This window comes from Mesorhizobium sp. M0159, from assembly GCF_040322295.1.
Classification (GTDB): Bacteria; Pseudomonadota; Alphaproteobacteria; order Rhizobiales; family Rhizobiaceae; genus Mesorhizobium.
Genome location: NZ_JAMYTF010000003.1, coordinates 61,963 through 82,305 on the forward strand (window position 1 = coordinate 61,963; position 20,343 = coordinate 82,305).

General features: G+C 62.8%; 20 protein-coding genes. 8 read left to right on the forward strand and 12 right to left on the reverse strand.

Annotated elements, in window-relative coordinates:
* The first annotated feature begins 5 nt into the window (after window positions 1-5).
* Entirely contained in the window at window positions 6-728 is a 723-nt protein-coding gene (locus NKJ32_RS03920; RefSeq protein WP_352591240.1) for an HAD family hydrolase, read from the forward strand.
* On the opposite strand, the gene NKJ32_RS03925 is transcribed toward NKJ32_RS03920, so the two are convergent.
* Both NKJ32_RS03925 and NKJ32_RS03930 read right to left on the reverse strand, forming a co-directional pair.
* Entirely contained in the window at window positions 712-1,368 is a 657-nt protein-coding gene (locus tag NKJ32_RS03925; RefSeq protein ID WP_352826839.1) for a class I SAM-dependent methyltransferase, read from the reverse strand. The genes NKJ32_RS03920 and NKJ32_RS03925 overlap by 17 nt on opposite strands.
* Window positions 1,369-1,453: 85 nt before the next feature.
* Window positions 1,454-3,199, reverse strand: coding sequence for a long-chain fatty acid--CoA ligase (locus tag NKJ32_RS03930; RefSeq protein ID WP_352826840.1), 1,746 nt, complete (start codon window positions 3,197-3,199; stop codon window positions 1,454-1,456).
* A gap of 46 nt (window positions 3,200-3,245) precedes the next feature.
* Between NKJ32_RS03930 and NKJ32_RS03935 the strand changes: the two genes are divergently transcribed.
* The 6 genes from NKJ32_RS03935 to NKJ32_RS03960 all read left to right on the forward strand — a co-directional run bounded on the left by NKJ32_RS03935 (window position 3,246) and on the right by NKJ32_RS03960 (window position 9,177).
* Window positions 3,246-3,653 carry a hypothetical protein gene (locus tag NKJ32_RS03935; RefSeq protein ID WP_352826841.1) on the forward strand — a complete coding sequence of 136 codons (408 nt, stop codon included), beginning with the start codon at window positions 3,246-3,248 and terminating at the stop codon, window positions 3,651-3,653.
* 239 nt (window positions 3,654-3,892) lie between these two features.
* On the forward strand, window positions 3,893-5,485 hold the full coding sequence (locus NKJ32_RS03940; protein ID WP_352826843.1) for an ABC transporter substrate-binding protein: 1,593 nt from the start codon (window positions 3,893-3,895) through the stop codon (window positions 5,483-5,485).
* A 58-nt stretch (window positions 5,486-5,543) separates the two neighbouring features.
* Window positions 5,544-6,551, forward strand: a complete 1,008-nt coding sequence (locus NKJ32_RS03945) for an ABC transporter permease subunit (RefSeq protein WP_023676822.1) — start codon at window positions 5,544-5,546, stop codon at window positions 6,549-6,551.
* 1 nt (window position 6,552) lies between these two features.
* Complete coding sequence (locus tag NKJ32_RS03950; protein ID WP_023676823.1) at window positions 6,553-7,470, forward strand: ABC transporter permease subunit; 918 nt, start codon at window positions 6,553-6,555, stop codon at window positions 7,468-7,470.
* Between the two features lie 4 nt (window positions 7,471-7,474).
* Window positions 7,475-8,350: an ABC transporter ATP-binding protein gene (locus NKJ32_RS03955; protein ID WP_023676824.1), complete on the forward strand. Its 876-nt coding sequence runs from the start codon at window positions 7,475-7,477 to the stop codon at window positions 8,348-8,350.
* A complete protein-coding gene (locus NKJ32_RS03960; RefSeq protein WP_023676825.1) occupies window positions 8,347-9,177 on the forward strand; it encodes a dipeptide ABC transporter ATP-binding protein in 831 nt (276 codons plus the stop codon). The genes NKJ32_RS03955 and NKJ32_RS03960 overlap by 4 nt, the downstream gene beginning before the upstream one ends.
* A 22-nt stretch (window positions 9,178-9,199) precedes the next feature.
* On the opposite strand, the gene NKJ32_RS03965 is transcribed toward NKJ32_RS03960, so the two are convergent.
* The gene (locus NKJ32_RS03965) at window positions 9,200-10,120 is read right to left on the reverse strand and encodes a LysR family transcriptional regulator (RefSeq protein WP_352570260.1); all 921 of its coding nucleotides are present in this window, start codon (window positions 10,118-10,120) and stop codon (window positions 9,200-9,202) included.
* A 93-nt stretch (window positions 10,121-10,213) separates the two neighbouring features.
* Between NKJ32_RS03965 and NKJ32_RS03970 the strand changes: the two genes are divergently transcribed.
* The gene (locus tag NKJ32_RS03970; protein ID WP_352570262.1) at window positions 10,214-11,086 is read left to right on the forward strand and encodes an NAD(P)H-dependent oxidoreductase; all 873 of its coding nucleotides are present in this window, start codon (window positions 10,214-10,216) and stop codon (window positions 11,084-11,086) included.
* On the opposite strand, the gene NKJ32_RS03975 is transcribed toward NKJ32_RS03970, so the two are convergent.
* The 9 genes from NKJ32_RS03975 to NKJ32_RS04015 all read right to left on the reverse strand — a co-directional run bounded on the left by NKJ32_RS03975 (window position 11,017) and on the right by NKJ32_RS04015 (window position 20,272).
* Entirely contained in the window at window positions 11,017-12,309 is a 1,293-nt protein-coding gene (locus NKJ32_RS03975) for a cysteine desulfurase-like protein (protein ID WP_023676828.1), read from the reverse strand. The two genes, NKJ32_RS03970 and NKJ32_RS03975, sit on opposite strands and share 70 nt — an antisense overlap.
* Before the next feature lie 30 nt (window positions 12,310-12,339).
* Window positions 12,340-13,014, reverse strand: a complete 675-nt coding sequence (locus NKJ32_RS03980; RefSeq protein ID WP_292656040.1) for an amino acid ABC transporter permease — start codon at window positions 13,012-13,014, stop codon at window positions 12,340-12,342.
* 109 nt (window positions 13,015-13,123) lie between these two features.
* Window positions 13,124-13,915 (reverse strand): ABC transporter substrate-binding protein, encoded by a 792-nt coding sequence (locus NKJ32_RS03985; protein WP_352570264.1) that lies wholly within the window; start codon window positions 13,913-13,915, stop codon window positions 13,124-13,126.
* A 178-nt stretch (window positions 13,916-14,093) separates the two neighbouring features.
* Complete coding sequence (locus tag NKJ32_RS03990) at window positions 14,094-14,489, reverse strand: RidA family protein (RefSeq protein WP_023676831.1); 396 nt, start codon at window positions 14,487-14,489, stop codon at window positions 14,094-14,096.
* A 72-nt stretch (window positions 14,490-14,561) separates the two neighbouring features.
* Entirely contained in the window at window positions 14,562-15,710 is a 1,149-nt protein-coding gene (locus NKJ32_RS03995) for an acyl-CoA dehydrogenase family protein (protein WP_352570266.1), read from the reverse strand.
* Between the two features lie 224 nt (window positions 15,711-15,934).
* Window positions 15,935-16,747, reverse strand: a complete 813-nt coding sequence (locus NKJ32_RS04000) for an enoyl-CoA hydratase family protein (protein WP_023676833.1) — start codon at window positions 16,745-16,747, stop codon at window positions 15,935-15,937.
* Window positions 16,744-17,214, reverse strand: a complete 471-nt coding sequence (locus NKJ32_RS04005; RefSeq protein WP_023676834.1) for a MarR family winged helix-turn-helix transcriptional regulator — start codon at window positions 17,212-17,214, stop codon at window positions 16,744-16,746. Before NKJ32_RS04005 ends, NKJ32_RS04000 begins: the two co-directional genes overlap by 4 nt.
* Window positions 17,208-17,981 carry an SDR family NAD(P)-dependent oxidoreductase gene (locus NKJ32_RS04010; protein ID WP_352826845.1) on the reverse strand — a complete coding sequence of 258 codons (774 nt, stop codon included), beginning with the start codon at window positions 17,979-17,981 and terminating at the stop codon, window positions 17,208-17,210. Before NKJ32_RS04010 ends, NKJ32_RS04005 begins: the two co-directional genes overlap by 7 nt.
* The gene (locus NKJ32_RS04015; protein ID WP_352826847.1) at window positions 17,978-20,272 is read right to left on the reverse strand and encodes a bifunctional salicylyl-CoA 5-hydroxylase/oxidoreductase; all 2,295 of its coding nucleotides are present in this window, start codon (window positions 20,270-20,272) and stop codon (window positions 17,978-17,980) included. The genes NKJ32_RS04010 and NKJ32_RS04015 overlap by 4 nt, the downstream gene beginning before the upstream one ends.
* Window positions 20,273-20,343: the final 71 nt, after the last annotated feature.

The window sequence follows — 20,343 nt, forward strand, 5'->3', positions numbered from 1 at the left end:
AAAGCTTGGCGGACATTAAGGGAATATTGTTCGACAAGGACGGCACGCTCGTGGATTTCAACGCGACATGGCTGGGCATCGCCGACTTCATGGCGATGGATGCGGCCGAAGGCGATCGGTGGAAAGCAGACAGGCTGCTTGCGGCGGCGGGCTTCGACTTCGCCACCAAGCGCTTCAAGCCGGATTCGATTTTTGCCTCCGGTACCAACATGGACGTCGTCGAGCTGTGGTTTCCACGGCTGTCCGACGAGGACCAGATGCTTGCCGTCGCCCGCTTCAACGCCATCACTTCGGCGCAAGGATCGGCAATGGCGGTGGCGCTGCCGGGTGTGGTCGAGACGCTTGGGCTGCTTCACAGAAAATCCTACCGGCTTGGCGTCGCCACCAACGACTCGACCAGCGGCGCGGAAAAAACCTTGGTCACGCTGGGCGTCGCGCAGCTTTTCGACGCCGCCTATGGTTACGATGCGGTGGCCAATCCAAAACCGGCGCCGGATACGATCCTTGCCTTCTCGGACCTGACAGGGCTCAGGCCGGCGGCGATCGCAATGGTCGGCGACAATCGCCACGATCTGGAAATGGCGCGCGCCGGCGGCTGTGGCCTGGCGATTGGCGTGCTGTCCGGCACCGGCACACGTGAATCGCTGTCGCAGATCGCAGACGTCATCCTCGATTCAGTTGCCGATCTGCCCGATTTTCTAGCGGCGCGGGTCAGCGAGACAGTCTAGACTCGCAGCTAGCTGGTTCGAACGAGAACACGCCGCTCGGTTTCATCGCCGCATTCCTGCCTTCGCCGACATCCGGCACCTCGTATTCGGCCAGCAGGCGAAGCCGCGAGCGGGGCAGATAGGCGCGGCCCGGATCGCCGATCAGCACGGCGATGCCGGCTGCAAGGCAGCGGTCGAGGAAAGAAAGGGCCCGGCCGGCAAGATCATGGGCGTAAAACAGGTCGCCGACCACCACGACATCCACCGGTGGCGGCGGACCGCTGGTGATGTCTTCGCCAATGATCATGATAGCGACGCCGTTCGCAGTCGCGTTGAGACCGAGCGCAACCACACCATTGCGATCGATCTCGGCCGCGACGACCGCGCTTGCCCCGGCTTTTGCCGCTGCAATGCCGACGAGACCCGAACCGGCGCCGAGGTCGAGCACGCGACGGCCGGCCACGGTCTCCGGCCGGTCGAATATGTAGCGGGCGAGCACCGCGCCGCCGGCCCAGACATAGGCCCAGTACGGTGGCTCCGGTTCAGGTCCGTCTTTTTCGGTCGCATGTTGGTTCCATTCGAGAAGCCGCCTGAGCCCGCTTCCCGGATGGGCGGTGTAAAGCCGAATTTCGGGAAGCGCGGGCACGGGGGCGATCCGCATGTTCGCCCGGATGAACTCTGCCGGGTCCGGGCGCGAACCTATACTCACGGCGTTGGCGCCGGCGATGCAATCGCTCAAGCTGCGCCTAGCCCCGCAACGCCCGTCGCAGGATCTTGCCGACCGGTGTCTTCGGCAGCTCGGTGCGGAACTCAATATACCTGGGACGCTTATAGCCGGTCAGGTTCTCGCGGCAATAAGCCGTCAGCATGTCGGCGGTCAGTGCCGGGTCCTTCTTGACGACGAACAGCTTCGGCACTTCACCCGAATGCTCGTCCGGCACGCCGATCGCCGCCACTTCGAGTACGCCTGGATGCTGCGCCACCACTTCCTCGAGTTCGTTCGGATAGACGTTGAAGCCGGAAACCAGGATCATGTCCTTCTTGCGGTCTACGATCTTGGTGTAGCCAAGCTCGTCCATGAAGCCCATGTCGCCCGATTTGAAGAAGCCGTCCTCAGTCATCACCTTGGCGGTCTCGTCCGGCCGGTTCCAGTAGCCGGCCATCACCTGCGGTCCGCGGATGCAGATTTCGCCGACTTCGCCGAGCGGCAAATTGTTGCCGTCGTCGTCGCGGATGGCGATCTCGGTCGAGGGCAGCGGCAGGCCGATCGTACCGGTGTAAACGCCGTCGCTGAATTTGTTGATGGTTGTCCCCGGCGAGGTCTCGGTGAGCCCGTAGGCCTCGCTGATCGGGCAGCCGGTCAGCGCCTTCCAGCGTTCGGCGATGGCCCTCTGCACCGGCATGCCGCCACCCAGCGTCAGGATCAGCGGCTTGAAATCGAGCTTGCGAAAATCCTCATTATTGAGCAGCGCATTGAACAGCGTGTTGAGGCCCGGAAAGATGTGGATCGGGTATTTCTGCAGCTCCTTGACGAAGCCGGGAATGTCGCGCGGATTGGGGATGAGGACATTCTGCGCGCCTTGCTGCATGCCTACCAGCACGTTCGCCGTCAGCGCAAAAATGTGATAGAGCGGCAGCGCGCAGAGGAAGTTCAGATGCGCCGGCTTCGGCTTGACGGTAAAAGCGTCTTCGGCCCACAGCGCGTTCTGCGCGACGTTCGCCAAAATGTTGCTGTGCAAAAGCATCGCGCCCTTGGAGATGCCGGTCGTGCCGCCCGTGTATTGCAGGAAGGCGATGTCGTCGGCCGCGACCTTTGCGGGCCTGAAGGCCATGCCGGTGCCGGCCTTCAGCGCGGCGTTGAACTTGACATGGCCGGGCAGCGACCATGCCGGCACCATCTTCTTGACGCGGCGTACAACGAAGTTGACGATCGTTCCCTTGAGCCCGCCGAGCATGTCGCCCATCGAGGCGACCACGACATGCTTGACTGCGGTCCTGGCGATCACCGCCTGCAGGGTGCAGGCAAAATTTTCGAGGATGACAATGGCTTGAGCGCCGGAATCCTTGAGCTGGTGCTCCAGCTCGCGCGGCGTGTAGAGCGGATTGATGTTGACCACGACATAGCCGGCGCGAAGCACTGCCATAATCGCCACCGGATATTGCAGCACATTCGGCATCATCAGGGCGACGCGCGCGCCCTTCTGCAGCCCCGTTGATTGCAGATAGGCGCCGAAGGCGGCCGACTGTCGCTCGAGGTCGGCATAGGTGATCGATTTGCCCATGCAGACGAAGGCCGGCCGATTCGCAAACTGCTTGCACACGGCGACGAGAAAGTCGCCGATCGAACTGGAGGGCAGGTCGCCAATCTCGGCCGGCACGATCTTTGGGTAACTCTGGAGCCACGGTTTTTCAGGCAGGCCAGCGGCCAGTGCGGTGATCGCCCTCGGTAATCTCTTGGCCGGACCTGCCGGCGGTCGTGGCGCTGTCGGCACTGCCTTCGCCGCCGGCTTGGCGGCAGATTTTGCAGCAGGCGCAGTCTTGCCTGTTGCCGGTTTAGCAGCCGTTCCAGCCGTGGTCTTCGCCGCCGGCTTCGCGCTTGCCTTCGCGGTAGCCGTCGGCTTGGCGGCGGCCGCTTTTGGCTTGACCGCTTTCGATGTTGCCTCGGCCTTTGCTTTCGCCGCGTTGGTTGTCTTTGCCGGTTTTGCCACCTGTCGCTCCCTCAATCGTTCTTATTGTTTCGGCATGCTTGCGCGCCACCACCGCCTGATCAACAAAGATATCCCACCGCTTGCCGCAATATCCGGAACCTGGGAAAATCCGGCACGCTGCCCATCTATCTATGTATTGCCACAAGCGGCGGCCGTGCAAGCCTCGCCACCTGGAGTGCGGCAAGACTTGCCGTCAAACCTCTTGGCCGCGACCGGTTTTCGGACGCGCATCTCTTGAACCGAACGGCTCGATTCCCCCAATCGGCGGCATTACCGATCAACAAAAAATTGAAGTCGCTAATAATGTCGTGATCTGCGGATTCGGCTCGTTTTTTCCACAATTTGCCGCGTGCCGGAATTTTTTTCTGCTTCCCGTGGGTTAGGCAAACAAGCAGTTCCAAAGCTAGAAAAACGGTGCTTATATGCGGCCTTCGCGAGCCTGACAGAGGGGCTTGGAAGAACATCAGGGAGTGCTCAATGAAAAAGAAACTGACTTTTGCAGCCGCGTTGCTGGCTGCAAGCGTCCTCGGCGGCGTGGCCAATGCAAAACAACTGGTCTATTGCTCGGAGGCTTCGCCGGCCGGCTTCGACCCGTCGCCATGGAGCGGCGGCAACGACTTCGATGCCTCGTCGCGCACCATCTATTCGCGCCTGGTCGAGTTCGAGCATGGCAAGACCACCATCTCGCCCGGCCTGGCCGAGAGCTGGACGGTTTCCGACGACGGTCTCGAATACATCTTCAAGCTTCGCCCGGGTGTGAAATTCCAGACGACCGATTATTTCACGCCGACGCGCGACCTCAACGCCGACGACGTGATCTTTTCCTTCGAACGCCAGTGGAAGAAAGAAAGCCCGTGGTACAGCTATCTGGAAGGCACCGGCTGGGAATATTTCACCGGCATGGGCTTCCCCGATCTCCTGAAGGAAATCGTCAAGGTCGACGACCTGACGGTGAAATTCGTGCTGAACAAGCCTGAAGTCGCGTTCCTGCCGGACCTCGGCATGGATTTCGCCTCGATCGTTTCCAAGGAATATGCCGACCAGCTCGACAAGGCCGGCACCAGGCAGCAGTTCACCCAGAAGCCGGTCGGCACTGGTCCGTTCCAGTTCGTCGACTATCAGGTCGATGCGGTCGTGCGCTATGCAGCATGGGACGGCTACTATGGCGGCCGCCAGAAGATCGATGATCTGATCTTCGCCATCACGCCCGACCCCGCCGTGCGCGCGCAGAAGCTGAAGGCGGGCGAATGCGATATCATGTCATACCCGGCGCCGGCCGACATTGCCGGACTGCAGGCCGACGCGAACCTCAAGGTCGACGAGCAGGAAGGCCTGAACATCGGCTACATGGCTTACAACACGACGCAGCCGCCCTTCGACAAGGTCGAGGTCCGCAAGGCCCTCAACATGGCGGTAAACAAGAAGGCGATCATCGACGCGGTCTATCAGGGCGCCGGTGCGCCGGCCATCAACCCGATCCCGCCGACCATGTGGTCCTATAACAAGGACATCAAGGACGATCCCTATGATCCGGAGGCGGCCAAGAAGATGCTGGCCGATGCAGGCGTCAAGGATCTGTCGATGAAGATCTGGGCTATGCCGGTCAGCCGCCCCTACAACCCGAACGCCCAGCGCGTCGCCGAGTTGATCCAGGCCGACTATGCCGCCGTCGGGGTCAAGGCGGAGATCGTCAGTTACGAATGGACCGAGTATCGCCAGCGCGGCAAGGCTAAGGATCGCGATGGCGCCTTCCAACTGGGGTGGACCGGTGACAATGGCGATCCGGACAACTTCTTTTTCCTGCTCGGTTGCGATGCCATCGGCCAGTCCAATTATGCGATCTGGTGCAACCAGGAATTCGAAGCCCTGCTGAAAAAAGGCAAGGCGACGACGGACGTCGCTGAGCGCACCAAGATCTACGAGGAAGCTCAGGTGGTGTTCAAGCGTGAGGCTCCGTGGCTGACCATCGCCCACTCCAAGGTCTTCATGCCGATGAACAAGAAGGTGTCGGGCTTCGTTATGGACCCGCTCGGCATTCATCGGTTTGACGGCGTCGACGTCACCGAATAAGTCCTGAGAAATTGAACGGCGGCGCTGGACTTCCCGCGCCGCCGTTCTATGAAGCAAGATGCTCCGTTATCTCCTCCACAAGCTCGCTTTGATCATCCCGACCGTGTTCGGCATATCGCTGGCGGCGTTTGCTTTCGTCCGGCTTCTGCCCGGCGATCCTATCCTGGCCCTGGCGGGCGAGCGCGGCGTCAGCCCCGAGCGCTACGCCCAGCTCATCGAGCAGTTTGGCTACAACCGGCCCTATGTCATCCAATACCTGGAATATATCGGCAGGGTCCTGACCGGCGATTTCGGCATATCTATTGCCACCAAGCGGCCAGTGCTCGGCGAATTCCAGGCGCTGTTTCCAGCCACGCTGGAACTGGCGACAGTGGCGTTGATCATCGCCGTCCTGCTCGGCATTCCTGCCGGTATCTTCGCCGCGGTCAAGCGCGGCTCGTGGTTCGACCAGGCGACGATGGGTGTCGCGCTGACCGGCTATTCGATGCCGATCTTCTGGTGGGGGTTGCTGCTCATTATCTTCTTCTCCGGCTATCTCGGCTGGACGCCGGTTTCCGGCCGCATCGGCCTGCAGTATTTCTTCAGGCCGACGACCGGGTTCATGCTCATCGACAGCCTGATCTCCGGCAGGAGCGGCGCTTTCAAATCTGCCGTCAGCCATTTGATCCTGCCGTCGATCGTGCTGGCGACGATCCCGCTTGCCGTCATAGCGCGCCAGACGCGCTCGGCGATGCTCGAGGTGCTGGGCGAGGACTATGTCCGCACCGCGCGCGCCAAGGGCCTGGCGCCGCGCCGCGTCATCGGTCTGCACGCTTTTCGCAACGCGCTGATCCCGGTAGTCACCACCATTGGACTGCAGGTCGGCACCTTGATGGCGGGCGCCATTCTGACCGAGACCATTTTTTCCTGGCCGGGCATCGGCAAATGGATGATCGATGCCATCGGCAAGCGCGACTATGTCGTCGTCCAGAGCGGATTGCTGATCATCGCGCTGATCGTCATGGCGGTGAACCTGATCGTCGACGTGCTCTACGCCGTCATCAATCCGCGCATCCGGGTGCAGTGAGATGACCGACGAATCCGCCGCCGAAGCTACCGCCGCCTCCATCCCGACAGGCGGCAGGCAACGGGCTTTCGCCGAGTTCTGGCACTACTTCTCGATGAACACCGGCGCGGTCATCGGCCTTGTCGTGTTTTCGGCGCTGGTGCTGGTGGCGATCTTTGCGCCGTTCGTCGCCCCACATTCGCCCGACGAGCAGTTTCGCGATGCGCTGCTGGCACCCCCTGCCTGGCAGGAAGGCGGCAAATCGATGTTCCTGCTCGGCACCGACGCGGTCGGCCGCGACATGCTTTCACGGTTGATCTTCGGGGCGCGTTTCTCGCTGTTCATCGGTCTGGTGGTCGTTGTCTTCTCGCTCACCAGCGGCATCGTGCTTGGCGTGCTCGCCGGCTATTTCCGCGGCTGGGTCGACACGCTGATCATGCGCATCATGGATATCATCCTGGCCTTCCCGTCGCTGCTTCTGGCGCTGGTGCTGGTGGCGATCCTTGGCCCCGGCCTTTTCAATGCCATGCTGGCGATCGCGCTGGTGCTGCAGCCGCATTTTGCGCGCCTCACCCGCGCCGCCGTGATGGCCGAAAAGAACCGCGAATATGTCATCTCCGCCAAGGTGGCTGGTGCCGGTCATCTTCGCTTGATGGTGAGGACGATCCTGCCGAACTGCCTGGCACCGCTGATCGTGCAGGCGACGTTGTCCTTCTCCAACGCTATTCTCGAGGCTGCGGCGCTCGGCTTCCTCGGTGTCGGTGCGCAGCCGCCGACGCCGGAATGGGGCACGATGCTCGCCTCGGCGCGCGAGTTCATCCTGCGCGCGCCTTGGGTGGTGACCTTCCCCGGCCTTGCTATCCTGATCACTGTGCTTGCCATCAATCTGATCGGCGATGGCTTGCGCGATGCCTTCGATCCCAAGCTGAAGAGGTCATAATCCAATGCCTCTTCTCGAGATCAAGAACCTGACCGTTTCCTTCGACACCGCCGCTGGACCATTCATGGCGGTACAAGGCATCGACCTGTCGGTCGAACCGCGCGAGGTGCTGGCGATCGTCGGCGAATCCGGTTCGGGCAAGTCGGTGGCGATGCTGGCGGTGATGGGGCTTTTGCCCAATACCGCGACAGTGAGGGCCGACCGCATGGCCTTCGACGGCATCGACCTGCTCAAGCTCGGCCCATCCGAGCGGCGCAAGATCGTCGGCAAGGACATTTCGATGATCTTCCAGGAGCCGGTCGCCAGCCTCAACCCGTGCTTCACCGTCGGCTTCCAGATCGAGGAGGTGCTGCGCTTCCATATGGGCATGGACCGCGCCCAGCGCCGGGCGCGTGCCATCGAATTGATGAAGTTGGTCGGCATCGCCGACCCCGAGGAACGGCTGGGCTCCTTCCCGCACCAGATGTCGGGTGGTCAGTGTCAGCGCGTCATGATCGCCATCGCCATCGCCTGTAATCCCAAGCTTTTGATCGCCGACGAGCCAACCACGGCGCTCGACGTCACCATCCAGAAGCAGATCCTCGATCTGCTGGTCGGCCTGCAGGCCAAATATGGCATGGGCCTGATCATGATCACCCACAATATGGGGGTGGTTGCCGAGACCGCCGACCGTGTCATCGTCCAGTACAAGGGCCGCAAGATGGAAGAGGCCGACGTGCTGTCGCTGTTCGAGTCCCCCAAGAGCAACTACACGCGCGCGCTCCTGTCGGCACTGCCCGAAAACGCCGTCGGCGACCGGTTGCCTACTGTTTCCGACATGCTGTTTGAGCCGGCCCCATCTGTAGTCGCAGCCCGGTCCGCAGGAGGAACCGCCTCATGAGCGTGACCGTAGTCGAAGGCAAGAACATCGTGCGCGACTATCATGTCGGTGGCGGGCTTTTCCGCCCCTCCCGTACGGTTCATGCGGTCAAGGGTGTTTCGTTCAGCGTCGACAAGGGCAAGACGCTGGCCATCGTCGGCGAGAGCGGCTGCGGCAAGTCAACACTCGCCCGCATCATCACCCTGATCGACCCGGCGACCTCCGGCGAGCTTTTCATCGACGGCAAGAAGGTAGACATCGGCAGGAACGGCCTGTCGAAGGAAATGCGCCGCAAGGTCCAGATCGTCTTCCAGAACCCTTATGGTTCGCTCAATCCACGCCAGAAGATCGGCGACGTGCTTGGCGAGCCGCTGCTCATCAATACCGACAGCACGGCCGACGAGCGGCGCGATCTTGCCATGAAGATGCTAAAGAAGGTCGGTCTCGGCCCCGAGCACTTTAATCGCTACCCGCATATGTTTTCGGGCGGCCAGCGCCAGCGGATCGCCATCGCCCGCGCGCTGATGCTCAACCCCAGCCTTCTGGTGCTGGACGAGCCGGTCTCGGCACTTGATCTTTCGGTGCAGGCGCAGGTGCTGAACCTGCTCGCCGACCTGCAGGACGAGTTTCAGCTAACCTATGTTTTCATCAGCCACGACCTGTCGGTGGTGCGCTACATCGCCGACGACGTGATGGTAATGTACTTCGGCGAAGCGGTCGAATACGGCTCGCGCGACGAGGTCTTCGCCGACCCCAAGCACAGCTACACCAGGACGCTGTTCGCGGCGACGCCGCGTGCCGACGTTGCCAGCATCAAGGCACGGTTGGCCAAGAAGAAGGCCGCCTGATCCGGCGAGGTTTGCCGGCCGGCTACCGCTTCTCGATCCCCGGAATGCCGGAGATCTGCTCGGCGAGAAAGTCGACCAGCAGCCGCACCCGGGCAATGCCCGCACGCTCCGGAACGATTAGCATGCTCAGCGGGACGGGAGGCGGAAAATAGCCCGGCAGGACCACTTCCAGCCGGTCGGCCGCCAGAAGATCATCGACAAGCCAGTGGTGGGCGGGTGCGATGCCGCGTCCGGCGACAAGGGCTTCGCGCGCAGCAAGCCCATGGTCGACCAGAAATCTGCCGCCAAAGGGCACCGCAAAGGTCTCGTCGCCCGGCCCCTGCAAGGTGAGCGTGTCGCTTCCCGCGATGTTCGACATCCGGATGCCTTCATGGCCAGGCAGATCCTGCGGGACAGCCGGTCTGCCCCGCGCCGCCAGATAGGCCGGCGCCGCCACCAGCAGACGCCGGGATTGCCCGAGCGCCCGCAGTTTCATTGAGCTGTCGGTGAGCGGGCCGAGGCGAAGCGCGATGTCGACGCCCTCCCGCACAAGGTTGATGCGCTCGTCGGTAAGGCTGAGATCGATGCCGATGTAGGGATAGCGGTCCTGAAAGGCGAAGATCAGCCGGCTGACATGTAAGACCCCGAGCGCCGCCGTGCAGGATATCCGGATCGTGCCGGCTGACGCGCCGCGCGTGCCCCGCGCCTCATCGCCGGCCTGCTCGACGAGGCGCAGGATCTGGACGCTGTCGGCATAGTAACGGCTGCCTTCATCGGTCATCGTGACGCGCCGGGTGGTCCTGCTGAGCAAGGGCACTCCGACGGCCTCCTCGAGTTCTCGCAAATGCCGTGTGACCGTCGACTGCCCAACTCCGAGCTCGCGCGCCACCGCCGAGAGGCTGCCGCGCTCGGCGACGCGAACGAAGGTGCGCATGCGCTCAAGGGTGACGTCCGATCTATCCATTATTCGGCATTATCTTATACATTTCCTACATATAGTGGATCAGCCCACAGCTGGCTACCTTTGGTGTCTATCGTCCTTCTTCGGAGTAGACCCATGAAAGTCCTGCTTGTTTTTGCTCATCCTGAACCGCGTTCGCTCAACGGCGCACTGCGTGACGTCGCCATCGGGGAACTTGAGGCCCAAGGCCATGAGGTGCGGGTGTCTGACCTCTACGCCGATGGCTGGAAAGCCGAGGTAGACCGTGCCGACTTTCCGTCGTGGCCGCCTGAAGCACGCTTCCTGCCGGCCGGCGCCTCCAAAAAAGCTTTTGCGAGCGGCACTCTGACCGAAGACGTCAAAGTGGAGATCGACAAGCTGCTATGGGCCGATACCCTGATCCTCCAGTTCCCGCTGTGGTGGTACGCCATGCCGGCGATCCTCAAGGGCTGGGTCGATCGCGTGTACGCCTACGGCTTCGCCTATGGCGTTGGCGAGCACAGCGACAAGCGGTGGGGTGACCGCTTTGGTGAGGGAACGCTCGCCGGCAAGCGCGCAATGCTGATCGTGACCACCGGCGGCTGGGAGGAGCATTATTCCGCCCGCGGCGTCAACGGCCCGATCGACGACCTGCTGTTCCCGATCAATCACGGGATTCTATACTATCCGGGCTACGACGTGCTTCCGCCGTTCGTGGTTTACAGGGTGGACCGTTTCGGGGAGGCGGATTTCGAGCCTGTCGCGGAGCGACTGCGCGAAAGGATGCGAACGCTCGAGACAATCCGGCCCATTCGTTATCGGCAGCAGAATGGCGGCGATTACTTGATCCCAAGCATGCAATTGCGCCCCGGCTTGGAGAACCCGGGTGCGACCGCCTTTGCGCTTCACGAGGATCGCGCCGGCGCCGCCGCCCAGTCCGATCAGGACAGCCGGGCGATGATGGTGCGCAGCGCCTCGCCGAAGCGCCGGACTTCCTCGATCGTATTGTAATGCACCAGCGAGGCGCGCACGGCGCCGCTGTCCATGCTGAGGTTGAGCCGCTTCATCAGACGCGGCGCATACATGTGGCCGTCGCGAATGCCGATCTGCATCTCGGCCATTTCCTCGACGATCCTCTGCGGCGACAGCGTGCCGACATTGAAGCAGAAGGTCGGCACGCGCTCGCTGAGGCGTGCCTCTTCGGCCACGCCGTAGATCGTCGCGCCGCAATCTTTGAGCACCGCCAGCATTTCGCGCGCCAGCACCTGTTCGTAGTCGCGGATGGCATTCATGCCGGCGACGATGTTGTCGCGGCGCGACCGGTTATTCTCTGACAAGAAATTGCGGCCGATCGATTCGAGGTAGCGCACCGCGGCATCCATGCCGGAGACGTTCTCGTAAATGAAGGTACCGGCCTCGATCTTGTAGGGCGGCTCGTCGGGGATGAAATCTTCGCGGAAGGTCGGCAGGCGCTTCAGAGTTTCGAAGCGGCCCCACAGGAAGCCCATATGCGGCGAGAAATTCTTGTAGCCGGAGCAGACCAGATAGTCGCAATCCCAGGCCTGCACATCGATCAACCCGTGCGGCCCAAAATGCACGCAGTCGAGGAACACTTCGGCGCCTGCCGCATGCGCAATCCCAGCCACGGAGGCAACGTCGACAATCGAGCCGATCGAATGCGCCGTTACCGTGCAGGCGACGAGCCGGGTGTGCTCTGAGACCAGCGGGCGCAAATCGTCGACATGCAGATTGCCGTCCTCGCGCATCCGCCACCATTTGAACTTGGCGCCGGCGGGCGCCAGCGCCAGCCACGTCGCGATATTGGCATCGTGATCCATGTCGGTGATGACGATCTCGTCACGCTCCCCGTTTGGGCGCTCGGAAAGCATCTGGCCGATGCCGAGGCTGACCAGGCGGATGAACGAAGTGGCGTTCATGCCGAAACAGATCTCCGCCGGGTCGGTGGCGTTGATCAGCAAGGCCACGCTTTCGCGAGCGCCGGCGACGGCTTGGTCGACGGTGACGCTGCGGCCATAGCGGCCGCCGCGCTGCACATTATGCGCGACCAAATGGTTGGTGACCGCATCGAGCACGCTTTGCGGGATCTGCGCGCCGGCGGCATTGTCCATGAAGACGAAGTCCCCGGCTTGCTGCAAGGCGGGAAACATGGCGCGGATCGTCTCGACCGGGAAAGCTGCGGCATCGCCGGTTTTCGAAATCTGATGCTGGTTCAAGGTCGTCTCCTGCGAGGTGCGCTGACAGATTCAGCGGGTCTTTTCGGTTTGAAAGCGGCGTTCAAGGAGGCTGACGAGACGGACCATCGGCCAGAGAAAGATGAGATAGACCAGCGCCGCGCCGATCAGCGGTGAAGGATTGGCATAGAGCGATTGCGCGTTGGTCGCTTCCTTCAGCAGTTCGGGCAGCGCCACGGTGGAAGCGAGCGAAGTATCCTTGAACATCGAAACGCAATTGCTGGTCATTGGCGGAATGACGACGCGGATCGCCTGCGGCAGCACTACCTTGCGCAAGGTCAGCAAGAACGGCAGGCCGAGCGCCTGCGCCGCCTCGAACTGGCCGCGCGGAATGCTCTCTATACCGGAGCGGAACACCTCGGCCGAATAGGCCGCCATGATGATGGCGAAGGCCATCACCGCGGACGTCCACGATGACAGGCGAATACCGAGGAACGGCAGCGCATAGTAGATCAGGATCAGCACGACCAGCACCGGCATCGCCCGGAAAATGTCAATGTAGCCGACAGCCAGCAGCCGAAGCGGCTTTGGCGCATAGAGCCGCACCAGGCTGATCGCGAGGCCGACGGGAATACCGATGCCGATGCTCATGATTCCGAGCAGCAGGGTGTTCAGGAAACCGCGCAGCAGCGCCGGCAGGCTGGAGACCATGACGTCGGCGTTGAAGAAGGTGTCCAGCAGCGACATCGCAGCATTTCCGAAACGTTTGGCGTCCCGCGACGCTCGAGCCCGAGCCCGAAATCCGACATCGTGCCGGCATCGAAAGCCGGCACGACATTTAAGCGCGAACTGCCGCTCAGGCCTTCGGCATAGGCATTTCCTTGACGGTCGAGGAATCGGCAGGTGCGTCGCTGCCGAACCACTTCTTGTGGATCGCGGCCAGCGTGCCGTCCTTCTTCATCGCGGTCAGCGCGTCGTTCAGCTTGCCGAGCAGCGGGTGGTCTTTGGTCATCATCAGACCGTACTGCTCGCCGGTCTTGATGCGCTCTTTTACGGCGAGATCCTTCATCCTGGTGAAAGAATATTCCAGGCCCGGAATATCGCTGACCGCCGCATCGACGCGGCCGGAGCTGAGATCGAGCAGCAAATTCTGCTGCGTGTCGTAGCCCTTGACGTCACTGAACCCGTCCGCTTCCTGGTGGGCCGTGACCCAGGCTTCGCCGGTCGAGCCGGACAGCACGCCGACGATCTTGCCCTTGAGGTCGGCCTCGGCCTTGATCGGGCTGTCGGCCTTCGCGGCGATGCCCATGTCGGAATCATAGTAGGGCTGCGTGAACGACTGAGACTTCAGCCGCTCCGGCGTGATGGTGATCGACGAGATGGCGACGTCGATGCGCTTCGAGGTGGTGGCGGCGAACAGCGCCTGGAAACCGAGATCGGCGATATCAGTGGTCATGCCGATACGCTTTGCCGCCTCATTGATGATGTCGACTTCGAAACCCTCGAACGTGCCGCTCTCGTTCTTGTATTCAAAAGGCGGATTGGTCGGATAGGCGCCGACATTCAGCGTGCCTTCGGCGTAGGCCGGGCCGCCAGCGATGCCGATGGCAGCAGCAAGAAGCAGCAGGTTGCGACGGGTGAAGTTCATTTTCGTTCCCTCTGGTTGTGATCGGACGGGTTTGGCCCCGCACGGTTTTGATGCGCCAAGTGACGGGACTGCCGGAAAGCCCTCCCGGCACGGCAGTCGCAAGACATTGGATGCTATCCAAAGTACCGCGCTTTTCAAGGCGAAAGTTTTAAGCTTAAAAAATTGCCACGTGTTGCCGTCACTCCGGAATAACCGCCGTGGCCTGGATCTCGACCTTGGCGCGATCCTCGACCAGCGCCATCACCTGCATGGCGGCCATCGCCGGGAAATGCCGGCCGATCACCTCGCGATAGACCTCTCCGATCCCCTTGAGATTGGCCAAATATTCCGCCTTGTCGGTAAAGTACCAGGTCATCGAGGTGATATGTTCCGGCTTGGCGTCGGCCTCGGCGAGCACAGCAACAATATTGGCCAGCGTCTGCCGCACCTGGCCGACAAGATCATCGGTCTCGAAGCGGCCCTGTCCGTTCCAGCCGACCTGCCCGCCGACGAAGACAAGCTGCCCACGCGCGGCGACGCCATTGGCGTAGCCGACGGGTTTCGCCCAGCCTTCCGGCTGCAGGATGGTGTGCATGTCAAAACCTCCCAATGCTCAAATCCGGTCGCTCAAAACTCGAAGACAATAATTTTCACGCAAACTCCTGTCTCAGGCCGCTCCCATCACTTGCCGTGCAATCACCACCTTCTGCACGTCGGACGCTCCCTCGTAGATGCGCAGCGCCCGGATCTCGCGATACAGGCTTTCGACGATATGGCCCTTGCGGACGCCGTCGCCGCCATGCAGCTGCACAGCCTTGTCGATCACCTCCTGCGCTTTGTCGGTAGCGAACAGCTTGGCCATGGCGGCTTCGCGGGTAACCCGAGCCGCGCCCATGTCCTTGGTCCAGGCGGCACGATAGACCAGCAACGCGGCGGCATCGACATCCAGCGCCATGTCGGCGATGTGGCCCTGCACCATCTGCAGCTCGGCCATCGGCGCACCGAACAGCCTGCGCTCGGCCACTCTTGTGATGCTTTCGTCCAGCGCGCGCCGGGCAAAGCCGAGCGCCGCTGCGCCGACGGTCGAACGGAACACGTCGAGCACGGACATGGCGATGCGAAAACCGTCACCGGGTTTGCCGATCAGCGCCGAGGCTGGAATGCGTGCATTGTCGAAGGACAGCCGGGCGAGCGGGTGCGGCGCGATCACCTCCAGCCGCTCGGCAACGATCAGCCCCTCGGTTTCGGAAGGCACGACAAAGGCGGATAGCCCCTTGGCGCCGGGCGCTTCGCCGGTGCGGGCAAAGACAGCATAAAAGTCAGCGATACCGCCGTTGGAGATCCAGGTCTTTTCGCCGGACAAGAGATAGCTGTCGCGGTCACGCGTGGCCGTCATTTCCATATTGGCGACGTCCGAGCCCGAGCGCGGCTCCGACAGCGCGAAAGCCGAAATCGCCTTACCGGCCCGTGTCTTAGCCAGCCAATGCTGCTGGTCGGGCGAGCCGAACAGGCTGAGTGCGCCGGTGCCGAGCCCTTGCATGGCGAAGGCGAAATCGGCCAGCCCGTCATGCCGGGCCAGCGTCTCGCGCGTGAGGCAGAGCGTGCGCACGTCGAGTGCTGCAGGGTTGTCGGTATCGAGCGCCGTCGGCTTTAGCCAGCCGTCCTTACCGAGCTTGGCCACCAGCTCGCGACAGGCGGCGTCGACATCGTCATGCGCAACCGGCAGGTTCTTGGCGCACCATGCCTCCAGCCGCTCCGCCAGATCGCGGTGGCGATCCTCGAAGAACGGCCAGGAGAGGAAGGAACGGTCAGGCATTGCTGCCTCCACAATTCTCCGGCCCTGGCGCTCCACGGCGCCCCCCTCTGTCCTGCTGGACATCTCCCCCTCTAGGGGGGAGATTGGCGGCTTCGCTGCCACGGCTCTCCCTGCGATGTTGGAGATTGGCGAAAGCGGGCCTGATATCCAATCTCCCCCCTTGAGGGGGAGATGGCCGGCAGGCCAGAGGGGGGTGCTGTCCCGCCAGCGTGGAAGCGATCATCTCAATTTCCCTCGAACACCGGCTTCTCCTTGGCCACGAAAGCCGTGTACGCCCGCTCGAAATCGCGGGTCTGCATGCAGATCGCCTGCGCCTGCGCTTCCGCTTCGATCGCCTGGTCGAGACCCATCGACCATTCCTGGTTCAGCTGCGTCTTGGTCATGCCATGGGCGAAGGTCGGGCCGGAAACGATGCGCGCGGCCATGTCGAGCGCGTCGGCCTCAAGCGTTGCGGTATCGACCAGCCGGTTGTAGAAGCCCCAGCGCTCGCCTTCCTCGGCACTCATCGTGCGGCCGGTATAGAGCAGCTCGGCGGCCCGGCCCTGGCCAATGATGCGCGGCAGGATCGCGCAGGCCCCCATGTCGCAGCCGGCAAGGCCGACGCGGGTGAACAGGAATGCTGTCTTGGCCTGGGGCGTGGCGATGCGGATATCGGAGGCCATGGCGATAATCGCGCCGGCGCCGACCGCCACGCCATCGACCGCCGCAATAATCGGCTTGCCGCAATTCAGCATCGCCTTGACGAAATCGCCCGTCATGCGGGTGAAGGCGAGCAGCGCCTTCATGTCCATCTTGACCAGTGGGCCGATGATTTCGTGGACATCGCCGCCCGAGCAGAAATTGCCGCCATTGGGCAGGACCACCACAGCATCGACATCATCGGCGTAGACAAGGTCGCGAAATATGTCGCGCAATTCGGCATAGCTGTCGAAGGTCAGCGGGTTCTTGCGCTCCGGTCGATCGAGCCGGATCTTTGCGATCTTGCCTTCGACCTGCCAGAGGAAATGCTTCGGCTTGCGGCCGGCCAGCTTCGTCATTCCCGTCCCTCCCAATTGCTGCGGAAGGAGGTCAGCATGCCGGTCAGCCGGCGCGCCTCATCCTCGCTCACATTGCCCAGCAACTCGCCGACCCATTTCTCATGCGCGGCGGCGATCACGGCGAAAATCTTCGATCCCTCTTCTGTCAGCCGCACCATCGAGGTGCGGCGGTCGCCATTGCGTCGGGCCCGCATCACCAACCCTTCCGAGACCAGCCGGTCGATGATGCCGGTGACATTGCCGTTGGACACCAGCAGGAAGCGCGAAAGATCGCTCATCAGCATGCCCTCCGGCGCGCGGTAGAGCGCGGCCATCACGTCGAAGCGTGGCAGCGTTGTGTTGAACTCTTGCCGCAGTCGTTCGCGCAGCTCGGCCTCGATGGTGCGCGAGGCGCGCAGCAGGCGTATCCACAGCCGCAGGCGGTCCTTGCCGGGTCCGGAAGGGGCGGGCAGGGGACCGGCTACCATGTCTCACCTCCGGAGATCGAAATCGTCTGCCCGGTAATCGACCGGGCGGCGTCGCCACACAGATAAAGTACCGCGGCCGCAATTTCTTCCGGCTGGATGAAGCGGCCTTGCGGGTTGGTCGCGGCTAGGCTTGTCCGTGCCTGCTCGGACGAGCGGCCGGTCGTTTGGACGATGCGCTGGACGGTGCTCTCCAGCATCTCGGTTTCGACAAACCCTGGGCACACGGCATTCACTGTTATGCCGGACTTGGCGGTCTCGACGGCGAGTGCCCGCATCAGGCCGACGACGCCATGCTTGGCGGCAACGTAAGCTGCGACATAGGGATAGCCTTTCAGTCCGGCGGTGGAAGCGACGAAGATGATACGGCCAGTCTTGCGCACTGCCATGCCGGCCAACGCCGGCTTCACCGTCAGGAACGTACCGGTCAAGTTGACGTCGAGCGTGCGCTGCCAGTCTGCCAGCGAGGTCCGCTGCGCCGGGGCACTGCCGGACATGCCGGCATTGGCAACGACGATGTCGAACGCTCCGCGTGCCGCTTCCGCGGCCTCGTAGAGCGACGCCATCGACGTCTCGTCGGTGACGTCGGCGGCAATGGCGAAGATGGACTTGTTCTCCGCGGCGACCTCGGCAAGCGGCTCCACGCGCCGGCCGCAGATGGGCACGTCAACGCCCGCGCCGGCCAGCGCCAGCGCGATCGCGCGGCCGACGCCGGAGCCGCCGCCGGTGACCAGCGCATGACGCCCCGAAATCGTCGCCGCGGCACTCATACTTTCAACCCCGCTGCCGCTTCGCGTTCGGCCAGCCGGTAGAGCTGGTCGCGGCCGGGCAGATAGGGATCCGGCCATTTGACGCCGCGATCGCCAAGCATGACGGCCGCGTGCAGCGTCCAATACGGATCGGCAAGATGCGGCCTAGCCAGTGCGACGAGATCGGCGCGGCCCGCCATCAGGATCGAGTTGACGTGGTCCGGCTCATAGATATTGCCGACCGCCATCGTCGCCATGCCGACCTCGTTGCGGATGCGATCGGAAAACGGCGTCTGGAACATGCGGCCATAGACCGGTCTTGCCACGGCCGAAGTCTGGCCGGCCGATACGTCGCAGATGTCTACGCCGGCCTCATGCAGCAGCCGCGCGATCTCTACGGCATCGGCCGGCGTCACGCCTTCGATGCCCAGCCAGTCATTGGCGGAGATGCGCATCGAGATCGGCTTCTCGGCCGGCCACGCGGCGCGCACCGCATGAAAGATTTCCAAGGGGTAGCGCATGCGGTTTTCCAGCGAGCCGCCATAGGAGTCGGTGCGCCGGTTGGTCAAGGGCGTGATGAAGGAGGACAGGAGATAGCCGTGCGCGGCGTGGATTTCGAGCATGTCGAAGCCGCAGCGCGCCGCCATCTCGGCCGAAGCGACAAACTGGTCGCGCACCATATCCATGTCGGCGCGGTCCATCGCCTTAGGCACCTGGTTTTCCCGCGACCACGGCACGGAAGACGCTGCCATGACGGGCCAATTGCCTAAGGGCAGCGGCACGTCGGTTCCCTGCCAGCCGAGCCTGGTCGACCCCTTGGCACCGGAATGGCCGATCTGGGCGCAGATCTTGGCCTCGGTTTCGGCATGGACGAACTCGACCAGCCGCTTCCAGGCGACCTCATGCTCGGGCGCATAGAAACCGGGGCAGCCAGGCGTGATGCGGCCCTCCGCGCTGACGCAGGTCATCTCGATGTAGAGGAGACCGGCGCCGCCCTTGGCCCGTTCGGCGTAATGGGCGAAATGCCAATCGGTCGGACAGCCGTCGACCGCTTTGTACTGCGCCATCGGCGAGACGACGACGCGGTTCTGCAGCGCCATGCCGCGCAGCCGGAACGGCGCGAACATCGGCGCGCGACGCAGATTGTTGCCCCCGGCGCCGGCCTGGCGCTGGAACCACTCCTCGGCGCCGGCCAGCCATTCGGCATCGCGCAGCCGCAAATTCTCGTGACTGATGCGTTGCGAACGCGTCAGCAGCGAATAGTTGAACTGCACCGGATCGAGGCCGAGATAGCGCTCGACCTCCTCGAACCATTCGAGCGAATTGCGCGCCGCCGACTGCAGCTTCAGCACTTCGGTGCGGCGGGCGTCCTCATATTTGCTAAAGGCGGCCTCGAGGTCTGGCTCGGACTCGAGATAGTCGGCCAGCGCCACCGCGCTTTCCAGCGCCAGCTTGGTGCCGGAACCGATCGAGAAATGCGCGCTCGCCGCCGCGTCGCCCATCAGCGCCAGGTTCTTGTAGGACCAGCGTTCGCACAAGACGCGCGGGAAATTGATCCACGCCGAGCCGCGGATATGATTGGCGTTGGTCATCAGCGCGTGGCCGCCGAGATGACGGGCAAAGATGCGCTCGCAGACGGCAATCGATTCCTGCTGCGACATCGCGCCGAAGCCGAAGCGCTGCCAGGTCTGCTCGCTGCATTCGACGATGAAGGTCGCGGTATCGCTGTCGAACTGGTAGGCATGCGCCCACACCCAGCCATGCTCGGTCTTTTCGAAGATGAAGGTGAAGGCGTCGTCGAATTTCTGGTGGGTGCCGAGCCAGACGAACTTGCATCTACGAATGTCGATATCGGGCTTGAACACGTCGACGAAGGCGCTCCGCGCTTTCGAGTTCAACCCGTCGGCGGCGACAACCAGGTCGTGCGTCTCCATATATGGCTTGGGATCGGCGATGTCGGTTTCGAAGACCAGCTTGACGCCGAGTTCGCGCGCGCGCCGCTGCAGCAACGTGAGCAGCCGCTTGCGGCCAATGCCGCAAAAGCCGTGACCGGTCGAGACCGTGCGCACGCCGTCATGGATGACGGCGATATCGTCCCAAAAGGCGAAATGCTTGCGGATCCAGACGGCGCTGACCGGGTCGTTTTTGGTCAGATTCTCCAGCGTTTCGGCCGACAGCACGACGCCCCAGCCAAACGTATCATCGGCACGGTTGCGCTCGAACACCGTGACCTCATGCGCGGCATCCCTGAGCTTCAGCGAGATTGCAAAGTAGAGCCCGGCTGGTCCGCCGCCGAGAACCGCAACTTTCATCGTGCGATCTCCTCTTCGCTTCTGTTTGTCGAGTTTACGCCTGAGACGGATTAATTCAAGCTTGAAGTTTC

What these genes read in the sequence shown, in the direction of transcription:
- NKJ32_RS04000 (WP_023676833.1), bottom strand. Translation starts at nt 16,747, where the DNA reads ATGACGAAGCTGGCCGGCCGCAAGCCGAAGCATTTCCTCTGGCAGGTC.
- NKJ32_RS03995 (WP_352570266.1), bottom strand. Translation starts at nt 15,710, where the DNA reads ATGCCTGACCGTTCCTTCCTCTCCTGGCCGTTCTTCGAGGATCGCCAC.
- NKJ32_RS03925 (WP_352826839.1), bottom strand. Translation starts at nt 1,368, where the DNA reads ATGCGGATCGCCCCCGTGCCCGCGCTTCCCGAAATTCGGCTTTACACC.
- NKJ32_RS04010 (WP_352826845.1), bottom strand. Translation starts at nt 17,981, where the DNA reads ATGAGTGCCGCGGCGACGATTTCGGGGCGTCATGCGCTGGTCACCGGC.
- NKJ32_RS03985 (WP_352570264.1), bottom strand. Translation starts at nt 13,915, where the DNA reads ATGAACTTCACCCGTCGCAACCTGCTGCTTCTTGCTGCTGCCATCGGC.
- NKJ32_RS03965 (WP_352570260.1), bottom strand. Translation starts at nt 10,120, where the DNA reads ATGGATAGATCGGACGTCACCCTTGAGCGCATGCGCACCTTCGTTCGC.
- NKJ32_RS03980 (WP_292656040.1), bottom strand. Translation starts at nt 13,014, where the DNA reads ATGTCGCTGCTGGACACCTTCTTCAACGCCGACGTCATGGTCTCCAGC.
- NKJ32_RS03970 (WP_352570262.1), top strand. Translation starts at nt 10,214, where the DNA reads ATGAAAGTCCTGCTTGTTTTTGCTCATCCTGAACCGCGTTCGCTCAAC.
- NKJ32_RS03955 (WP_023676824.1), top strand. Translation starts at nt 7,475, where the DNA reads ATGCCTCTTCTCGAGATCAAGAACCTGACCGTTTCCTTCGACACCGCC.
- NKJ32_RS03950 (WP_023676823.1), top strand. Translation starts at nt 6,553, where the DNA reads ATGACCGACGAATCCGCCGCCGAAGCTACCGCCGCCTCCATCCCGACA.
- NKJ32_RS03960 (WP_023676825.1), top strand. Translation starts at nt 8,347, where the DNA reads ATGAGCGTGACCGTAGTCGAAGGCAAGAACATCGTGCGCGACTATCAT.
- NKJ32_RS04005 (WP_023676834.1), bottom strand. Translation starts at nt 17,214, where the DNA reads ATGGTAGCCGGTCCCCTGCCCGCCCCTTCCGGACCCGGCAAGGACCGC.
- NKJ32_RS03940 (WP_352826843.1), top strand. Translation starts at nt 3,893, where the DNA reads ATGAAAAAGAAACTGACTTTTGCAGCCGCGTTGCTGGCTGCAAGCGTC.
- NKJ32_RS03945 (WP_023676822.1), top strand. Translation starts at nt 5,544, where the DNA reads ATGCTCCGTTATCTCCTCCACAAGCTCGCTTTGATCATCCCGACCGTG.
- NKJ32_RS03990 (WP_023676831.1), bottom strand. Translation starts at nt 14,489, where the DNA reads ATGCACACCATCCTGCAGCCGGAAGGCTGGGCGAAACCCGTCGGCTAC.
- NKJ32_RS04015 (WP_352826847.1), bottom strand. Translation starts at nt 20,272, where the DNA reads ATGAAAGTTGCGGTTCTCGGCGGCGGACCAGCCGGGCTCTACTTTGCA.